Origin of the sequence: Pantoea phosphatilytica, assembly GCF_051025615.1 — a bacterium.
Classification (GTDB): Bacteria; Pseudomonadota; Gammaproteobacteria; order Enterobacterales; family Enterobacteriaceae; genus Pantoea.
The window spans coordinates 449,649-466,995 of the sequence record NZ_JBPFDF010000003.1 but is presented as its reverse complement, the minus strand read 5'-3'; the positions used below and the strand labels follow the sequence as shown (position 1 = coordinate 466,995).

Annotated in this window: 24 protein-coding genes; 21 read left to right on the top strand and 3 right to left on the bottom strand. The window is 53.8% G+C overall.

Annotation, left to right across the window (positions count from 1 at the left end):
• Positions 1 to 65: 65 nt before the first annotated feature.
• From ACR6AS_RS14910 to ACR6AS_RS14870, 9 genes are all read left to right on the top strand, one after another.
• Positions 66 to 293, top strand: a complete 228-nt coding sequence (locus ACR6AS_RS14910) for a DUF2732 family protein (RefSeq protein WP_434162718.1) — start codon at positions 66 to 68, stop codon at positions 291 to 293.
• Positions 293 to 520, top strand: a complete 228-nt coding sequence (locus ACR6AS_RS14905; protein WP_009086818.1) for a TraR/DksA family transcriptional regulator — start codon at positions 293 to 295, stop codon at positions 518 to 520. Before ACR6AS_RS14910 ends, ACR6AS_RS14905 begins: the two co-directional genes overlap by 1 nt.
• Positions 517 to 1,380, top strand: a complete 864-nt coding sequence (locus ACR6AS_RS14900) for a DNA adenine methylase (protein ID WP_434162715.1) — start codon at positions 517 to 519, stop codon at positions 1,378 to 1,380. Before ACR6AS_RS14905 ends, ACR6AS_RS14900 begins: the two co-directional genes overlap by 4 nt.
• A complete protein-coding gene (locus tag ACR6AS_RS14895; protein WP_434162712.1) occupies positions 1,377 to 2,381 on the top strand; it encodes a phosphoadenosine phosphosulfate reductase domain-containing protein in 1,005 nt (334 codons plus the stop codon). The genes ACR6AS_RS14900 and ACR6AS_RS14895 overlap by 4 nt, the downstream gene beginning before the upstream one ends.
• Positions 2,378 to 4,747: a replication endonuclease gene (locus ACR6AS_RS14890; protein ID WP_434162710.1), complete on the top strand. Its 2,370-nt coding sequence runs from the start codon at positions 2,378 to 2,380 to the stop codon at positions 4,745 to 4,747. The genes ACR6AS_RS14895 and ACR6AS_RS14890 overlap by 4 nt, the downstream gene beginning before the upstream one ends.
• A gap of 198 nt (positions 4,748 to 4,945) precedes the next feature.
• A complete protein-coding gene (locus ACR6AS_RS14885) occupies positions 4,946 to 5,131 on the top strand; it encodes a hypothetical protein (protein WP_064690404.1) in 186 nt (61 codons plus the stop codon).
• 97 nt (positions 5,132 to 5,228) lie between these two features.
• A complete protein-coding gene (locus ACR6AS_RS14880) occupies positions 5,229 to 5,495 on the top strand; it encodes a hypothetical protein (RefSeq protein WP_345753764.1) in 267 nt (88 codons plus the stop codon).
• Positions 5,496 to 5,815: 320 nt separating this feature from the next.
• Positions 5,816 to 7,003 (top strand): AAA family ATPase, encoded by a 1,188-nt coding sequence (locus tag ACR6AS_RS14875; protein ID WP_434162708.1) that lies wholly within the window; start codon positions 5,816 to 5,818, stop codon positions 7,001 to 7,003.
• Complete coding sequence (locus ACR6AS_RS14870; RefSeq protein ID WP_434162705.1) at positions 7,000 to 7,497, top strand: hypothetical protein; 498 nt, start codon at positions 7,000 to 7,002, stop codon at positions 7,495 to 7,497. The genes ACR6AS_RS14875 and ACR6AS_RS14870 overlap by 4 nt, the downstream gene beginning before the upstream one ends.
• A 57-nt stretch (positions 7,498 to 7,554) precedes the next feature.
• Here the strand turns inward: ACR6AS_RS14870 and ACR6AS_RS14865 are convergent, their stop codons facing one another.
• Positions 7,555 to 8,589: a phage portal protein gene (locus ACR6AS_RS14865; RefSeq protein WP_434162702.1), complete on the bottom strand. Its 1,035-nt coding sequence runs from the start codon at positions 8,587 to 8,589 to the stop codon at positions 7,555 to 7,557.
• On the bottom strand, positions 8,589 to 10,355 hold the full coding sequence (locus ACR6AS_RS14860) for a terminase ATPase subunit family protein (protein ID WP_434162700.1): 1,767 nt from the start codon (positions 10,353 to 10,355) through the stop codon (positions 8,589 to 8,591). The genes ACR6AS_RS14865 and ACR6AS_RS14860 overlap by 1 nt, the downstream gene beginning before the upstream one ends.
• Before the next feature lie 142 nt (positions 10,356 to 10,497).
• Here ACR6AS_RS14860 and ACR6AS_RS14855 point away from each other — a divergent pair, with 142 nt between their 5' ends.
• From ACR6AS_RS14855 to ACR6AS_RS14800, 12 genes are all read left to right on the top strand, one after another.
• Complete coding sequence (locus ACR6AS_RS14855) at positions 10,498 to 11,355, top strand: GPO family capsid scaffolding protein (RefSeq protein WP_271152654.1); 858 nt, start codon at positions 10,498 to 10,500, stop codon at positions 11,353 to 11,355.
• 44 nt (positions 11,356 to 11,399) lie between these two features.
• Positions 11,400 to 12,596 (top strand): phage major capsid protein, P2 family, encoded by a 1,197-nt coding sequence (locus ACR6AS_RS14850; RefSeq protein WP_434162698.1) that lies wholly within the window; start codon positions 11,400 to 11,402, stop codon positions 12,594 to 12,596.
• Positions 12,597 to 12,599: 3 nt separating this feature from the next.
• On the top strand, positions 12,600 to 13,244 hold the full coding sequence (gene gpM / locus ACR6AS_RS14845; RefSeq protein ID WP_434162697.1) for a phage terminase small subunit: 645 nt from the start codon (positions 12,600 to 12,602) through the stop codon (positions 13,242 to 13,244).
• A gap of 99 nt (positions 13,245 to 13,343) precedes the next feature.
• Entirely contained in the window at positions 13,344 to 13,808 is a 465-nt protein-coding gene (locus tag ACR6AS_RS14840; protein ID WP_434162694.1) for a head completion/stabilization protein, read from the top strand.
• Complete coding sequence (locus tag ACR6AS_RS14835) at positions 13,808 to 14,011, top strand: tail protein X (RefSeq protein ID WP_033786650.1); 204 nt, start codon at positions 13,808 to 13,810, stop codon at positions 14,009 to 14,011. Before ACR6AS_RS14840 ends, ACR6AS_RS14835 begins: the two co-directional genes overlap by 1 nt.
• A gap of 3 nt (positions 14,012 to 14,014) precedes the next feature.
• Positions 14,015 to 14,227 (top strand): HP1 family phage holin, encoded by a 213-nt coding sequence (locus ACR6AS_RS14830; RefSeq protein ID WP_376785704.1) that lies wholly within the window; start codon positions 14,015 to 14,017, stop codon positions 14,225 to 14,227.
• Entirely contained in the window at positions 14,208 to 14,717 is a 510-nt protein-coding gene (locus ACR6AS_RS14825) for a lysozyme (protein ID WP_211727612.1), read from the top strand. The genes ACR6AS_RS14830 and ACR6AS_RS14825 overlap by 20 nt, the downstream gene beginning before the upstream one ends.
• Before the next feature lies 1 nt (position 14,718).
• Entirely contained in the window at positions 14,719 to 15,093 is a 375-nt protein-coding gene (locus ACR6AS_RS14820; RefSeq protein ID WP_434162750.1) for a DNZ54_00345 family protein, read from the top strand.
• A complete protein-coding gene (gene lysB / locus ACR6AS_RS14815) occupies positions 15,090 to 15,518 on the top strand; it encodes an Rz-like lysis system protein LysB (RefSeq protein WP_192810375.1) in 429 nt (142 codons plus the stop codon). Before ACR6AS_RS14820 ends, lysB begins: the two co-directional genes overlap by 4 nt.
• Positions 15,412 to 15,651, top strand: a complete 240-nt coding sequence (gene lysC, locus ACR6AS_RS14810; RefSeq protein WP_434162690.1) for an Rz1-like lysis system protein LysC — start codon at positions 15,412 to 15,414, stop codon at positions 15,649 to 15,651. The genes lysB and lysC overlap by 107 nt, the downstream gene beginning before the upstream one ends.
• On the top strand, positions 15,614 to 16,045 hold the full coding sequence (locus tag ACR6AS_RS14805) for a phage tail protein (RefSeq protein WP_345753777.1): 432 nt from the start codon (positions 15,614 to 15,616) through the stop codon (positions 16,043 to 16,045). The genes lysC and ACR6AS_RS14805 overlap by 38 nt, the downstream gene beginning before the upstream one ends.
• A complete protein-coding gene (locus ACR6AS_RS14800) occupies positions 16,038 to 16,496 on the top strand; it encodes a phage virion morphogenesis protein (RefSeq protein ID WP_434162687.1) in 459 nt (152 codons plus the stop codon). The genes ACR6AS_RS14805 and ACR6AS_RS14800 overlap by 8 nt, the downstream gene beginning before the upstream one ends.
• Positions 16,497 to 16,551: 55 nt before the next feature.
• On the opposite strand, the gene ACR6AS_RS14795 is transcribed toward ACR6AS_RS14800, so the two are convergent.
• Positions 16,552 to 17,337, bottom strand: coding sequence for a hypothetical protein (locus ACR6AS_RS14795; RefSeq protein ID WP_434162685.1), 786 nt, complete (start codon positions 17,335 to 17,337; stop codon positions 16,552 to 16,554).
• Between the last annotated feature and the right edge of the window lie 10 nt (positions 17,338 to 17,347).

Sequence of the window (17,347 nt, the reverse complement as noted above, 5' to 3'; positions counted from 1 at the left end):
CCCAAAGAAATTAAATGGCGTAAACCCGCCGGGCATTCTTTTGCCCGAATTCAGGAGAATGAGAAATGCGAAATATCCAGAACCGTAGTTTTAAAGCTGACGACGACGCGCTTAATGCCCTGCTGAGCAAGGCCAAATCTGAGCAGCGTAGTGATGATGCCATGTCAGTTTCTATCCGCCTGGCCGCGCTGGCGATTCATGCCCGCAAAGAGGAAATGTCTGCGGCGGAAATCATCGAGCTTCTGGACAAAGAAGCAGATCGCTTTGAGAACCAGGCGCAGGAGATGCACTGATGGCTGATTCAATGGACCTGGTACAGCAGCGCGTGCAGGAAGAGCTGGCGCGCAATCTGGCTAACGCAACTCACCGCCCGGCAGGGGCGAGTGAGTTTTTTTGCCTTTCATGTGGTGAAGAGATCCCGGAGCAGCGCCGCCGCGCACTGCCGGGCGTTTCCCTCTGCGTGACCTGTAAACAAATCAGTGAGCTGAAAAGCGCGCATTACAAAGGTGCAGCGTTATGAAAACCATTCTGAAATGGGCCGGCAGCAAGTCCGGCCTGATGCCTGAACTGATTAAGCACCTGCCCGCCGGTGATCGTCTGGTTGAGCCGTTTGCCGGTTCCTGTGCGGTCATGATGAATACGGATTACCCGGCTTATCTGGTGGCCGACGTGAATCCCGATCTGATTAACCTCTATCGCCAGGTTAAAGAACATACGCGCCCTTTTATTGTCGTGGCGTTATCGCTCTTTAATCAGAACAAAACGGAAGAGAGTTATTATCAGGTCCGCAAAGATTTTAACTTCAACGCGGCACTGCCACTGCTGGAACGTGCTGCGCAATTCCTCTACCTCAACCGCCACGGCTACCGTGGCCTTTGCCGGTATAACAAGCGCGGCGAATTTAATAATCCCTACGGCAATTATAAAGAGCCATATTTCCCGCTGGCCGAAATTGAGGCTTTTGCCCTGAAGGCCCAGCGCGCAACGTTTGAATGCCTGAGCTACAGCGAAACCCTGAACATGGTCCGCGCAGGTGATGTCGTGTACTGCGATCCCCCGTACCACGGCACGTTCACCGCTTATCACACCGAAGGGTTCAGCAACGACGATCAGCACTCACTGGCCTGTATTCTGCTGGGTATCTCTGAGCGTAACCCGGTGATCGTTTCAAACAGCGACACGCTGTTTACGCGCAGCATCTTCCGCGAATTTGACCTGACAAAAGTCACTGCTGCCCGTTCTGTTGGTGTGGCCGCCGGTGATGGCAAGCGCGCGCCTGAAATCATCGCAGTACGCCGCCCGAAATCGTCACTGGTCTGGTCCGGCTATGACCCAGCGAAGGGAACGGGTTACACCGTAAAAGCAGAGGTGAAGGCATGATTAACAAACGCTGTTATGACGCGGATGTAGTAAATATTGTCAGCATTTCAGGCGGAAAAGACAGCCTGGCACAGTGGCTGCTGGCTATTAAGTCCGGCGTTGAATTCATCCCTGTTTTTGCAGATACAGGCCATGAGCACCCTCAGACAGTTGAATATCTGGAATACCTGGAATCAAGACTGGGGAAATTAGTACGCGTCAAAGCTGATTTTACTCAGCGGATAGAAGGTAAGCGTAAGTTCATTTCAGAGAAGTGGCCTGTCTCGCTTGTTAACGAATGTGGATTTACAGCAGAGCAGGCAGCTGTCGCTATCGATAAGGCCCTTAAGACGCTGGTTCCCACGGGCATTCCATTTCTTGATCTTTGCATGTGGAAAGGAAGATTCCCGTCAACCAAAGTGCGTTTCTGTACTTTTGAGCTTAAACATGAACCGATAAAGGTTCAGGTAGTCGATCCCCTAATCGAGTCTGGTAAGACGGTCGTTTCGTGGCAGGGTGTTCGTGCGCAGGAGTCTAAAGAGCGTGCACTGCTGGAAGAATGGGAGGAAGGATTTGATCTGGGGCCTCGTCTGGCAATTTATCGCCCGATACTCAGCTGGACACATGAAGAAGTATTTGCGTTCGCCCGTCGTCACGGAATTGATCCAAACCCACTTTATCTGCAGGGATGCAGCCGCGTCGGTTGTATGCCATGTATTCATGCCCGCAAGTCTGAGCTTGCAGAAATCTTCAGTCGCTGGCCTGAAGAGATTGCCCGTGTGGCAGAGTGGGAAAAGCTGGTTGCTGCATGCTCACGCCGTGGAAACTCAACCTTTTTTCCATCGACACAGGACCCACGCAAAGCAGAACGCCGCATTGAATGCATAACGCTTGATTCGCACGGAATCCAGACCTACCGCGACTGGGCGTTAACTACCCGTGGCGGAACGCAGTTTGATTTACTGGCTAATACTACGGATCACTCCGTGTGCAACAGTGTTTATGCCGGGGTTTGTGAGTGAGCCATATTTACGCTTACCCGTGGAACGCCCCGAAAAAGGCAATAAATCCACAGCTGGACCCGGCGGAAGTTGCGCCGGTGTCTGCGCTTTCAAACCTGATCGCTCTCTATGCTGCGGACAACGAGCAGGAGCAGCTGCGCCGTGAGGCAGTGAGCGATCAGGTCTGGGACCGCTACTTTTTCAACGAATGCCGCGATCCTGTTCAGCGCGAAATTGTGCAGGACAGAGTCATCAGCCGGGCAACGATGGCCCGCGAACAGCAGCAGTTCAATCCTGATCTGGTCATCGTGGCAGATGTCAGCGCCCAGCCTTCGCACATCAGCAAGCCTCTCATGGACCGCGTTAAGTTTTTCCACAATCTCGGCCGGCCGCACGCTTATTCCCGTTACCTGCGTGAAACTATCCGCCCCTGTCTTGAGAGGCTGGCCCGCGTGCGTGATAGCCAGATTTCAGCCTCATTCCGGTATATGGCCGGTCACGACGGGCTGGACGGCCTGCTGGCCTTGCCTGAAATGAACCAGAATCAGGTCAAGCGTTTGTCAACGCTGGTTGCTGCGCACATGAGCATGTGTCTCGATAAAGCCAGCGGCCATCTGTTCGTCAGTGACGATGTGACGCCGGAGCAGGTCCGCCAGGCATGGGAAGCTGTTGCGGCGGAAGCAATGCGCCTGGACGTAATCCCCCCGGCCTTTGAGCAGCTGCGCCGCAAAAAGCGCCGCCGCAAGCCAGTGCCCTATGATCTGATCCCGCCATCGCTGGCCCGTATGCTCTGCGCGGATTGGTGGTATCGCAAGTTATGGCAGCTGCGTTGTGAATGGCGTGAAGAGCAGCTGCGTGCTGTCTGCCTGGTCAACAAAAAAGCGTCCCCCTACGTCAGCTATGAGGCGGTGATCCATAAGCGTGAGCAGCGCCGGAAGTCTCTGGAGTTCTTCCGCTCACATGAGCTGATCAGCGATGAAGGCGATACGCTGGATATGGAAGACGTGGTGAATGCCAGTAACAGTAATCCGGCTCACCGCCGTAATGAAATGATGGCCTGCGTTAAGGGGCTGGAGCTTATTGCAGAGATGCGCGGCGACTGCGCCATGTTTTACACCATCACCTGCCCTTCGCGTTTCCACGCCACCCTGAACAACGGCAGACCCAATCCTAAGTGGACCACGGCCACGGTTCGCCAGAGCAGTGATTATCTGGTTGATACGTTTGCCGCCTTCCGCAAGTCCATGCACAAAGCCGGTATGCGCTGGTATGGCGTGCGGGTTGCGGAGCCGCATCATGATGGAACCGTTCACTGGCACCTGCTGTGCTTCATGCGCAAAAAAGAGCGCCGTTCAGTCACTGCCCTGCTGCGGAAATTTGCCATTCGTGAAGATCGCGAAGAGCTTGGCAGCAATACCGGTCCGCGCTTTAAGGCTGAGCTGATCAACCCGCGCAAAGGTTCACCGACCAGTTATATCGCCAAATACGTAAGCAAGAATATTGACGGGCGCGGACTGTCGGATGAGATCAGCGCAGAAACTGGTAAATCACTGCGTGACAGCGCGGAGAACGTGGGCGCGTGGGCGTCACTTCATCGTGTTCAGCAGTTCCGCTTCTTTGGCATTCCGGGCCGCCAGGCTTACCGGGAACTACGTCTGCTTGCCGGTCGGGCGCTGAGAAATCAGAGCGATAAAAAAGCCGGTGCGCCGGTGCTTGAAAACGCACAGCTGGACGCCGTGCTGGTCGCTGCAGATGTGGGCTGCTTTGCCACCTACATCATGAAACAGGGCGGCGTGCTTGTTCCGCGCAAACATCACATTGTCAGAACCGCTTATGAGCTTAACGATGAGCCTACCCCTTACGGCGATCACGGCACCCGCATTTATGGCATCTGGTCCCCGTTAGTGGCGGGCCGCATCTGCACGCACGCAACGAAATGGAAAATGGTCCGTAAAGCCGTTGACGTTCAGGAGGCGACAGCCGACCAGGGCGCTAGCGCCCCTTGGACTCGTGGCAATAACTGTCCCCCTGATGAAAAACTGAGCATTTCACGGGGTGAGCCGGTATCTGTTGAACCTGTCGAGCCGGGCGAAACACCTGTGTATGGTCCGGCAGATTTCAACAACATGACCAAAAAACAGCGCCGTGATCTGCTGGCGCGTCTACGGGTGGTGAAGCCGCGCCAGAAACAGAGTGTTAAGCAGGAAATTGACGATGATCAGCGGGCTGCTCTTATTGCAGAGCTGCAAGCAAGGGGCTTCACCCGTGAAGAGACTGAAGCAAACCTGCTTCTGTGCGGTGGCAGTCTTAATTCAGGCGCGGGTATGAGAGTTTTTTACCAGAACGGGCGACTGCAGGAAGACGATAAGTGGCGTCAATGGATCTGAACTAATAAAGCTCGCATAAGCGAAGCCGCTAACGGCAGGTAGTACATGCTTTATTCAATCAAAATAACGGCTTGGGGTCACTGGAAATCGCAGTTTTCATTTTCAGATTAGGACCGATTGAAGGAAAAAACATTTCACATTTCTTAACGCATCCACTACTGTATGGTTATACAGTCTTTAGAGTTAAGGGAGGGTAAGATGGACACTCAAGATTTGGCACCGATAAACCGTAAGATGGCTTGCGTTCAGTTCATTGCAGAGGTGTCGCTTATAGCAAATTGCAAGCAATCTGACATGAAATTGGCGATGAGTATCATCGCTGAGTTAGCGCATTCGAGCTGCGAAAAAGTCCCCGACGATGAGATTTTTTACGCTGCGGAGTAGCGTGAGTCCGCAGCCAGGCATATTGATAACGTTGCTGGTGACCAAATTTTTTTGGCACTGGCAAGGTTGAACAACGAGTACCACGAGGCGTTAGGCTATGGCCGGAAGCGATTCGAATTACCAGGTAGTTTACCGGGGCGAAAGCCTGACTGATTATGCGCCTGGCGGATTAGTTTTCTTTCAGCGGCCAAAAGAGAACGGCGGCGGCTTCTGGCTAGGCCGGACTTATGATGGTGTTTTCTGGCTTGAGATTTCTGCTCCAGTCTCTCTTTCGCAGGGTCTGCTTTATCTGCAGGCACTAAAAAATCCTGGTTCGGTCGATCCGAAAATCACTGAGCTAGATAACAACCTGCCCCTGTTCTGACTCTTTGCAGGTGAGTGCATGTCTATGCTGCATGAATCCGCATGATCCCAAAAGGATCGTTTACCCTTTGGCCCGCCAGAACTGGCGGGCTTTTGCTTATGTCATGCAGCTGCATGAAAACCACTGCATAAAGCGGGCAGGCGTGGCGGGGGTACGAGCGCGCGCGCATGAGGTGGCTCAAGCACGGAATGTGTCAATCGAGGTCAAAGTAAAAATTCATGACAGATTTGTCATGAAAGTCGAATAACAATTGACATTGTGCTATGTTAGTGTGAGCGTACTAGCTAAGATAAAATTAATGTCTTTAAGGTAGAGTTATAATGATTTATTCGTATGGTTTTTCTAATTACTTCGGTTTCAAAGAAGGTGCTGAAGTATCATTTGTTCTTAATAGTCGAGTTCCCAAAGATGTCTCTTTTAACAGGGAGGTTGCCACAATCTTAGGTGTCAAAGGAGCTAACGGTGCAGGTAAAACAAATGTTTTAAAAGCTTTAGGTTTTTTGTTTGATTTCTGTTCATATTCATTTCGCAGGAGTCCAACAGAAACTATCAAAGCTGATCCTTACTTTGACAGTAAAGCTCCTTCAGAGTTTTATATTGATTTCAAAAAAGGCGACTATAGATATACATATCAGTTAGGAGCATCCAGGAAAGAAGTACATTATGAGAGATTATATAGGAAGAAAATAAAGTCAGGTTCAGAAAATAAGATGGGCCGTAAAATTTGTGTTTTTGAAAGGAAGTTTAGCAAAATCACAAAAAGACTTGACGAAATAAGCGAAATAGATGTTATTTCCTTACGTGAAAATGCATCTTTAATAAGCACGGCTCATAATTATAAATTTTCCAAACCTTCTACTTTATTAAATGAAATATTTGAATTCTTCTCATTGAGTATTTCTAATGTAATATACACTGGGATGAATGATTTTTCTCAGGATTCTGAGAGCATTTATAAAGTCTCAGAGTTTTACAATAGAGTCCCAGAAGCTTTTGAGTTTGCGAAAGACATAATAAGGAAAAGTGATTTAGGTATCAGTGATATTGAAATACGCGAAAGATTAGATGAGAAAGGTGAGAAAATATACTACCCTCTTTTCCGTCATCCTGTTGTAGATGATTATCATTATCTTACATCATATGATCAATCAAGTGGCACGAAGTCTTTGTATGTGAAATTGCAAAGATATTGGTATGTACTTACCTTTGGCGGCACTTTGATTCTTGATGAGTTTGACTTGAATTGCCATCCATTTATTTTGCCAAAGTTGCTTGAATTGTTTGAGTCTCATGAAACTAACACGCTTAATTCACAATTTATATTTACATCCCATATAACTGAAGTGCTTGAAAAGTTAACAAAATTTAGAACATACCTTGTAAATAAAGAAAATAATGAATCATTTTGCTACCGTTTAGACGAAATTGGAGGGGATTTGTTGCGTCATGGGCGTCCAATTTCACCTATATATAACGAAGGGAAGATTGGCGGGGTGCCAAAGCTATGAAAAATAAATTTGGCAGTACCCGAAAAGTTAATTTCTTAAAAGCAATACCTGACACCGGTTTGGATTCAGGAGAGATTGCCGAAAAGTGCAAATTTAATTTTTCATATTTCGATGGCACTCAGGAAGCCGGCCAGGATTATTCTGACTGGTCATATGAAGAATTATTGAAATTAGCGGAAAAGTTTAAAAACTATACTAATTCATCTTTAGATTATTGGCGTCATCAGAGAGTAGGCGGTGGGGGGCTTAAAGTATTCGAGGTGTATGGAAAATTCCCCGCTAAATCAGATTTTAAACACCCTAAGCATGTTCCTCATGACGTGCAGTGGGCAAGATTTAGGTTAGAAAATATGGTTAGGGTCGTAGGATTTATTATTCCAAGAGGCCTTGCTTGCCAAAAAGATGTTGTTTTAAAAGAACCATTTGACAGTAATACTTTTTACGTAGTTTTTTTAGACAAAAATCATAGATTCTACATTACTGAAGATCCATGAATTTTGTGCCCCTACAATAAGGGGCACAAATTGTCATTTTAAAGTGTCGATTTTCATTTAATCAAGGTCGTATTCTTTAAATCTGATGACATCCTCACTCAGCCAGCTGTTCAGTTCTTCAAAGCGTCTTTGCAATGGGATGAGTTCATTACGTACAAACACCTTACTGGCCTTTTCCACGTCCCCGAACCCGCCCGTGTTGCTGGGGATAATCCCCATCAGCTGCGGCGGCACACGATGTACAGCCAGCATGTCGTCACGGCTCACGTTTTTGATGTTCAGAAACTCATCCTTCGCCGCCACCTCTGACAGCGGAATGATCTGGATGCCGTCCTTTTTCCCGTTCGGGCTGTACATAAATAGATTACGGAAGTTACCCGGTCCCTTTGCGCTCTTCATGGCACCGCGGATATTGTCCACGTCCTGCTGGCTCTGCGCGGGGTCGGTCATGTACATGATGAAACCCGCGTGGCTGCCGTTGAGGTAATACTTACGGCGGAACAGCGTGGCCGACTCGTTCAGCAGCGCCGAAGGGATGGCCGACAGGTAGCGCGGCAGGCCGTAAATCTCCTGATTAATGTCCGGCTCCATGAGGTGAAACACGCTGCCCTTCGCAAACTCATACGGCTCCGTGTTAATGCCATAGTGCGCATACCAGTACGTGTCCAGGTCGAGGCCGCGCCGGGTAAACTTCGCCAGCGACGGCTCCAGCTTCAGCACGTTACCGAGGCGGCTGGTCCGCTTTTCCAGGTAAGCATTGCCGAAAATCAGATAATCCAGCGCAAAGCGGCTGAACGCCTGCTGACTCAGCAGCGGGTGCGGGATAAAGGTGCTCGCCAGAATATTACACTTCACGCTGATGGGTGAACTATGATGCACGGCGGCTCGGAACGTGCGCGCCAGCCCGTCAACGCTTACGGGCGGTTCATACCAGCGATCATTGATTACGCACTCCACGTAATCCAGCAGTTCGCGGCGGTCCAGCACCGGGATCGGGTCGCCAAAGGTAAACGCCTCAGACGCTGCCCCGCTGGTCATGTTTTCCGGCTGCGGCACAGGCTGCGTGCGGGTGCGGTTTCTGCGTTTGCTCATTAATAAATCTCCACAATGTTCTGCGTGTGTGCCGCCTGTCCCTGCAGCGGCTCGTTTGCCAGCGCGTGCATGGTCGCCCAGGCTAAATCGCCGTGGCTGACTTCCTCGCTGCGGCTGGTTTCATAGGTCGGACGGTTGCCGCTGGCCGTGGTGGCCTTGCGGATAGACATGAATGACTGCGCGATGTCGAGATGGCTGGCGTCAAACTCCAGCCGCCCGCTGGCGATGGTGTCGTAAGCCTTCAGCACCAGGGCGTTCTTAACATTCGGGTTATAAACAAACTCCTTTACCTGCGGGAAAAACGCTTTGACGTTCTCATACACGCCTAGCCCGACGCCGGTGGAGTCGATGCCGATATAGGTGACGTTATACTGCTGCGTCAGCGTCCTGATGGCGTCCGCCTGCGCCCGGAAGTCCATCCCGCGCCACTGGTGACGCTCAAGGATGCGGAACTTGCCGCCCGGCACGGCAGGCGGTGCCATGACCACACATCCGGCGCTGTCGCCGTTCTGCGTGCCCTTCGCCGGGTCATAACCGATCCAGACCTCTTTCCAGCCGAACGGGCGCAGCGCCAGCGCCTCAAAATCGGTCCAGACTTCCCAGCTGTCCACCATGCACTTCTGCAGCATGGCCAGCTGGAACACCGACGCCAGATCGTCCATAAAGACGCACATCAGCAGGTTCTGGTAATCCTCCGGGCTGTAGCGCGTGCGCAGCTGCTCCAGGTCAAACAGGTCACAGCCGCCGCGCACCGCATCTTCAACAGTGACGATCTGACGAAACTGGCCGTCTTCGCAGAGGCGACCGGCGGCCAGTGACTGATGGCTTAGGTCGATATCAACCCGATCCGCTTTGGCCCGGCCCTTGTTGAACTGCGCACCGGACCAGAACGGATAGGCGCTGTGGGTGAGGCTGGACGGGGTGGAAAAGTAGGTTTCGCGCCACTTTTTGTGCAGCGCCATGCCGGACGCCACTTTCTGCAGTTCCTGAAACTTCGGTATCCAGAAATATTCATCCAGGTACAGATTTCCGTGATAGCTCTGCGCGGTGCGGGCGTTGGTACCTAAGAAGTACAGGCACGCGCCGTTACTGAGCGTCATCGGGTCGCCCTTCAGGTCTACGTCCACCTCGCGGGCAAATTCGATAATGTACTGTTTAAAGACGTGCGCCTGCGCCTTACTGGCCGACAGGAAAATCTGATTGCGCCCGGTGGTCAGCGCATCGATCAGCGCCTCGCGGGCAAAAAAGAAGGTGGCCCCAATCTGGCGCGACTTCAGCAGGTTGCGGACCGAATATTTATTTCCGGCTTCCCACCACTGGCGCTGGTAGCCGAACATCGAGCCGTGGAAAACCTCCTGCAGCTTCTCAATCTGCTCGTCGCTGAACAGGTTTTTTTCCAGGGGCTTACGCGGGCCTTTGTTCCGGTTCTCCACGTTCGGGTTCAGGTCCGCTTCATTACCGCCGTTGCTGAATTTACCGATCCGGGCGTGACGCTCTGACTGGCGCGCCAGCAGGTCAATTTCTTTAAAGTCTTTCCCTTCCTTCTGCTCCTTCATGATGAGCTGGCAGTAGCGTGCGGCGGTGGTCAGCTGCATCTGATCGAGCGGGCCGTAGTCGCCCCACCTGTCGCGCTTTTTCCAGCTGTGAACGGTTGCGGGTTTCTCTCCCAGCATTTCAGCAATGCGGGCGATGCGGTATCCCTGAAAGTACAGCAGCAAAGCCTGCCTGCGGGGATCGAGGTCGTCGGGGGCGGGTGTCATGTTCATGCAGCCAAAATACGGCCCCGCCGCCACCTTTTCTGCTGCCCCTCATTGTGTGGTTTCCCGCACAACGTCCGCGCGTTGTTTCGATACCCCTGCCGCCGCAAACATAGGGCCTCACAGAGTTTTACTGACCGGAGCCTGGACAATGGCAAAGAAAGCAAAGCGTTTTCGTATCGGGGTGGAAGGTGCCACCACGGACGGGCGCACCATCGAGCGCAGCTGGCTTGAACAGATGGCGGCAAATTACAGCCCTGAGCTGTACACCGCCGTGATCAACATGGAGCACATTAAAGGTTATACCCCGGACAGCCCGTTTCGCCGCTTTGGCGTGGTAGAGGCGCTGGACGCTGAAGAAATCAGCGACGGCCCGCTGAAGGGCAAGCTGGGGCTGTATGCCGTAATTAACCCGACTGACGAGCTGGTCACGCTGACCGGTGCCATGCAGAAAATCTTCACCTCTATGGAAATCCGCCCGGAGTTCGCGGACACCGGCGCGGCCTATCTGATTGGCCTGGCCGTGACCGACGATCCGGCCAGCCTCGGCACGGAAATGCTGCAGTTCAGCGCCAGCGCCGGGGCGAACCCGCTGGCAAACCGCAAGCAGCACCCTGACAACGTTTTCTCTGCCGCTGAAGAAACCCTGATCGAGTTTGAGGACGTGGCAGACGAAAAGCCCGCCCTGTTTGCCCGCATCAAGGCGATGTTCAGCAGACAGCAGCAGACCGACGCGGCCCGCTTCAGCGACGTGCATCAGGCCGTGGAGCTGATTGCCACCGAGCAGCAGGACCTGAGCGCGCGCCTTGAAACGGCACTGAGCGAACAGGCCGACAGCCTGAAATCACATTTCAGCAGTGCGCTGGGTGAGGAAGTGCTGAAGCGCGAACAGCTGCAGGCGGACTTCACCGAACTGCAGCAGCAGCTGAGCCGGGAAGATGGCCGCCAGCAGGTCCGCCCGCGCACGCCGGGTAACGGCAGCGGCGGCGAAGTGCGCACCGACTGCTGATACAGCGGCGGCAAACCTTTTTAACGAACAGAGAAAGCAGAGCGATGAAAAATACTACCCGTTTTAAGCTGAATGCTTACATGTCGGTGCTGGCAGAAATCAACAAGATTGACCTGTCCGCGCTGAACAGCAAATTCACCATTGAGCCGTCCGTGTCGCAGACGCTGGAAAGCAAAATTCAGGAGTCGTCCGCGTTCCTGCAGGCCATCAACATCATGCCGGTCAGTGAGCAGAGCGGTGAACGGCTGGGGCTGGGGATCGGCACCACCATTGCGGGCACCACCGACACCACCCAGAAAGAGCGCGAGCCTACCGATCCGACTTACATCGATGGCGACGGCTACAAATGCACGCAGACCAACTTTGACACCGCGCTGCCTTATTCAAAGCTGGACATGTGGGCGAAGTTCAGTGATTTCCAGACCCGCATCCGTGACGCCATCGTGAAGCGTCAGGCACTGGACCGCATCATGATCGGCTTCAACGGCCTGAAGCGCGAGAAAACCTCTAATCGCGTGCAGAACCCGCTGCTACAGGACGTGAACATCGGCTGGCTGGAAAAAATCCGACAGGAAAAACCGGCGCAGGTGCTGGGTCAGCACATCGGTGACGACGGCAAGGTGGTGTCGGACAAAATCACCGTGGGTAAAAATGGCCTGTTCCGTAACCTGGACGCCGTGGTGATGGGCGCGGTGTCGGAAAAAATCGGCGTGCAGTATCAGGACGACACCGAACTGGTGGTTATCTGCGGACGCCAGCTGCTGGCTGATAAGTATTTCCCGCTGGTCAATCAGAGCCAGCCCAACACCGAAGCACTGGCCGCCGATCTGATCATCAGCCAGAAGCGCATCGGTGGCCTGCAGGCGGTTCGCGCGCCGTACTTCCCGGCGAATGCGCTGCTGATCACCCGTCTGGATAACCTGTCCATCTACTGGCAGGAAGAAACGCGCCGCCGTTCAATCATCGATAACCCGAAACGTGACCGCATCGAAAACCTTGAGTCGGTTAACGAGGCTTATGTGGTCGAGGACTACGACTGCACCTGCCTGGTGGAAAACATCGAGCTGCTGGAGCAGGAACCGGAAAAAGCGCCGGGTGAGATGAGCGACGCGGAAATCGCACGCATCGCCGCCGTGGCGGCCAGCGTGGTTAAGTCCATGACCGGGGGCAGCAGTTCAGCCGCCAGCGCGGATACCACGCAGACCAGTGATGCCGGTGACGGCAGCAAAGGCGGAGCGTAACCCGTGACTAACCCTTTCCGCGCGCACACGCGTTTTATTCAGGCTCAGGAGGCCGCCCGGTCGGGCGGCAGTGGCCGCAGCACAAAGGGCTATGACCTGATGCTGCTCCAGCTGAACGAAGACCGCCGCCGCCTCAAGGGCATTCAGTCCAACGTCCGTAAGGCCGAAATCAAGGTGGAGGTGCTGCCGAAGTACGCCGCCTGGGCTGAGGGCGTGCTGAGTGCTGACGGCGCGCAGCAGGACGACGTGCTGATGTACGTGATGCTCTGGCGCGTTGACGCCGGTGACTATGCCGGTGCGCTCGCGATTGGTCGCCATGCGCTCAAGCACGGCTGGTCGATGCCGCTGGGACACCGCACCACCGCAACCGTGCTGGCTGAAGAAATTGCCGACGCGGCAAAGGCTGCCGTGCTGGCGAAGACGCCGTTTGATCCGGCCCTGCTGCTGGAGGCGCTGGAGGTTGTGGACGCACACGACATGCCCGATCAGTCACGTGCCCGCCTGCACAAGTCCATCGGCTGGGTGCTGACGGAAAGCAGCCCGGCGTCCGCACTGAACCATCTGAAGCACGCCCTGCAGCTGGACGAGAAGTGCGGCGTTAAAAAAGACATTGAGCAGCTGGAGCGGAAAATCCGTAACGCCAGCTGATAACCGGACGTGCCCACGCGCGGGGCGGCACGGGGTGGCGACAGGCAGCGCCGCATCAAAACCCCGTCCACCGCCCACCTATTCAGGAGTAACAGAGCAATGGAATTTATCGCGCCACAGAAGGCGACGGGAACGCCGGACATTATCCCCAACAACTCATTCTGGCCCGACATTGATCTGGCGAAGTTCCGCAGCGTCATGCGCGTTGACGGCACCGTGACGCCGGAGCGTCTGCGGCAGGTGGTACTGACCGCGATGGCGGAGGTTAACGCGGAGCTTTACCCGTGGCGTGAGCGGCAGGAGCTGGCCGGTCATAACAGCCTGGTTGACGTGCCGGCGGAGAAGCTGGCCGGTGTGAGCGTGCGGCTGCATCACTATGAAAATGCGGTGTGGTGCTGGACCCGCGCGGTGCTGAACGAACGTTATCAGGACTTTGATGCCACCGCTGCCGCAGCGAAGCGCGGCGAAGAACTGAATGATGCCAGCGGCGACCTCTGGCGTGATGCGCGCTGGGCCGTCAGCCGCGTGCAGGACATGCCGCACTGCTCCGTGGAGCTTATCTGATGAAGGTGCGTGCGCAGCAGTATGACACGGTGGACGCACTTTGCTGGCGTCACTACGGGCGCACGCAGGGCATGACGGAACAGGTGCTGCAGGCAAATCCGGGGCTGGCGGAGCACGGTCCCCTCTTACCGCACGGGCTGGAAGTGGAGCTGCCGGACGTGACAGCGACGGCCACCGTGCAGGCCGTCCAGCTTTGGGACTGAATCATGTGGGAAAAAATCAGCACCTTTATTACCTGGTGCATTGCGGTGGTGATGGCGTGGCTGGGCGGCATGGACCTGAAAGACGTGTCCACCGTGGCCGGTGTGTTAATCGGCCTGCTGATGGCGCTTATCAGCTGGTACTACAAGCACAAAACCTACCAGCTGCTGGCAAGCGGGCGCATTACGCGGGGGGAGTATGAATCTGCAGACCGTTAAACGCTGCGCCGTGGGCGTGGTGCTGGCGCTGGCCGCCACGATGCCCGGCTTTCAGCAGCTGCACACCTCGGTGGAGGGGCTGCGGCTGATTGCCGATTATGAGGGCTGCCGCCTGCAGCCGTACCAGTGCAGCGCGGGAAAGTGGACCGACGGGATCGGCAACACGTCCGGCGTGGTGCCGGGTAAATCCATCACGGAGCGGCAGGCGGCGGGGAATTTCATCACCAACGTGTTGCGCACTGAAGCGGCACTGGCGCGCTGCGTGGCGGTTTCCATGCCGCAGCAGGTTTATGACGCGCTGGTGTCGCTGGCGTTCAACGTGGGAACCGGCAACGTGTGCGGTTCAACAATGGTTGCGCTGCTGAAAAAAGGTAAATGGCGCGAGGCGTGTTATCAGCTGCCGCGCTGGGTGTACGTGAAAGGCGTATTTAATCAGGGGCTGGATAACCGGCGCGGACGTGAACTGGCATGGTGCCTTAAAGGAGTCTGAGATACAGATGTTAAAAAAATGGTGGTTTACGGCGTTACTCACCGTCCTGCTGACGCTGGTCAGTATCAGTCACGGCAGCTTTGCGGGCTATCCGCTGGCGGCCCTGCTCTGGGCGGAGTTTATAGCCTGGGCTTTCATCGGTTTTTCCGGGCTGTGCTGCGCCGCCACGCTGACCGGCGGAGAGCGTAAGCGGACGTTTGCCTGGCTGCTGAGGTTTGCGCAGCTGGCTGACCGCGTGCCGCTCAGGTGGTATCACCGCGTGATCGTCGCTCTGGTGATGTGGACAGCAGGATGGCAACTGGCGGTACTCATGAGCCTGAATGCTCTGTTTTATCGCTGGATGATCAGGCCAGAGCTGAAGCGGGTAGCGGCATGACGCGCGCACTGGCGGCCATCGTGCTGATCCTGCTGGTATTCGCTGGCGTGCAGTCTTACCGGCTGAGCAGCGCCCACGGCAGGATCGATGCGCAGCAGACCACCATTGCGGGCCAGGGCAAAAAGCTGAGCCAGAAAAACAGCCAGCTGATCGCCCTTAACATTCTGACGCAGACCAGCAGCCAGGCGCAGACGCAGCTTTACGCCGCCGCCGAACGCAACGGCCAGCTGCTGCGCGACCGGCAGCGAAAGATTGAGGAGCTGAAACGTGAAAATGAAGACCTGCGCCGCTGGGCTGATGCCGCTCTGCCTGATCCTGTTGTCCGGCTGCGCCAGCGACCGGCCCTCTCAGGAGGTGAATCTTACCGTGAGTGGCTGTCCGAAAATCACCCGCTGCCAGCTGGACCCGGCAGCACCGCGCACTAACGGCGACCTTCTGGACCTGCTGGACGAAACGGAAGCCGCCTGGTCGGCGTGTGCCGGTAAGGTTGATACCATCATCAGCTGTCAGGAAAAAGACGATGAACAAGCCGCAGTCCTTACGCAGCGCCCTGAATAAGTCGGTCCCTTATGTGGCCGACAACCCGGACCGCCTGCACCTGTTCGTGGACAGCGGGCAGGTGGTTGCCACGTCTGCCCCGTCCCTGTCGTGGGAATATCGCTACACGCTGAACGTGGTGATCACCGACTTCACCGGCGATCAGAACCTGCTGATGGCCCCGGTGCTTTTATGGCTGCGGGAAAACCAGCCCGACGCGCTGCAGAACAGCGAAGCGCGCGAAAAGCTGTTTTCGTTTGAGGTGGATATTCTGGCAAACGACCGCTGTGACATCAGCATGGATCTGAAACTGACAGAACGCATTGTGGCAACGACGGTGGACGGTAAAACCAGCGTTGAGGCGGTGCCGGAACCGGACGTGCCGGAGGAAGTCTGGACGGTGAAACGTGGCTGAACTGCATGAAGTGGATGCCTGGCTGGCGGCGCTGCTGTCGCAGCTGGAACCGGCGGCCCGGAAAAAGATGCTGCGCGAGGTGGCACGCGACGTACGCCGGATTCAGCAGACAAACATCACCGCGCAGCGTTCCCCGGACGGCACTGCATGGGAGCCGCGTCGCGTCAGTGCCCGCAGTAAAAAGGGCCGCATCCGTGGCGGCATGTTCGCAAAAATGAAAACAGCAAAGTACCTCAAAGCGCAGGCAGGCTCAGACGCCGCTGAGGTTGCCTTTGTGCCGGGAGTCCAGAGGCTGGCCCGCGTCCATCACTATGGTCTGCGGGACCGGGTAAGCCGTCGCGGCCCGATGGTGAAATATGCTGAACGTCCGCTGCTGGGTGTAAATAAAGAAGTCGAAAGCTTAGTGTATGGGATTTTGCTTTTTTGGATTAGCTCAAAACAAAAAGCCTAGAATTTAGGTTGCTAGGCCCTTTATGTTCTGAGCAGAAAACCAATAATTATATCTTTCAGCAGTTGCCGTGTATTAATAAGCAGTTTGGGTTTATTTCGTGCTCATTATACTTGATATTAAAACAATCCATCAAACCTGTCCTCCAGGAAACCTTCAAAGAGCGAATCTTAAAAGGTATTTTCTCGAGCCTCTCTTTTCTTTTGATTTGACTTAGTAACTCCTTATTCTTTTTTTTGAATTCATCGGAGTCAAATTCTTTTAATAAAGCCAATGCTTTTGACCGATGTGTAGCATAATCTTCAAAGTAACCAGGGGTTACATAAAACTTATTATAAAGCTTGTTTATGCCTCTGGGGCTAAAGTTTGAAGCCTCAATGGTCTTTTTTACATGTTCAAAATCAATGCGATCATGAAGCTTAAGTTTAGTCAAACATTCATATAAAGGTAGTTCTTCTTTATTGTCGAACAGGCTCCCATCAGTAAGAGTACGTATTATTCCCTCCAGCTCTGTTTGAAGCAAAGATAGCCATGATTGAAAATAATTTTTTCCATTCTCAATATCTTCATTCACTTCAATGTATTTAAGCTGGCTTTTTATAAGTCTATCATCGCAGTCTGTAATACTGTATTGAAAATCCTTGGTTAACTCAATGAAAAAAGCCAACTTATCAAAGTAATGGTTTTGTTCAGTGCCGTTTAGAGCATGAAAAAGATTGCTTTCAGCTTCTGAATTTTTACTAGCTAGCCTTGCCTCATTGAGTTCCATCTCAAGGAAAGTTTTCAAATCATTAATTTTAAGTTTTTCAACATTATTTTTTATTAAATCGATTTTTTCTTGCATTTGCATATCC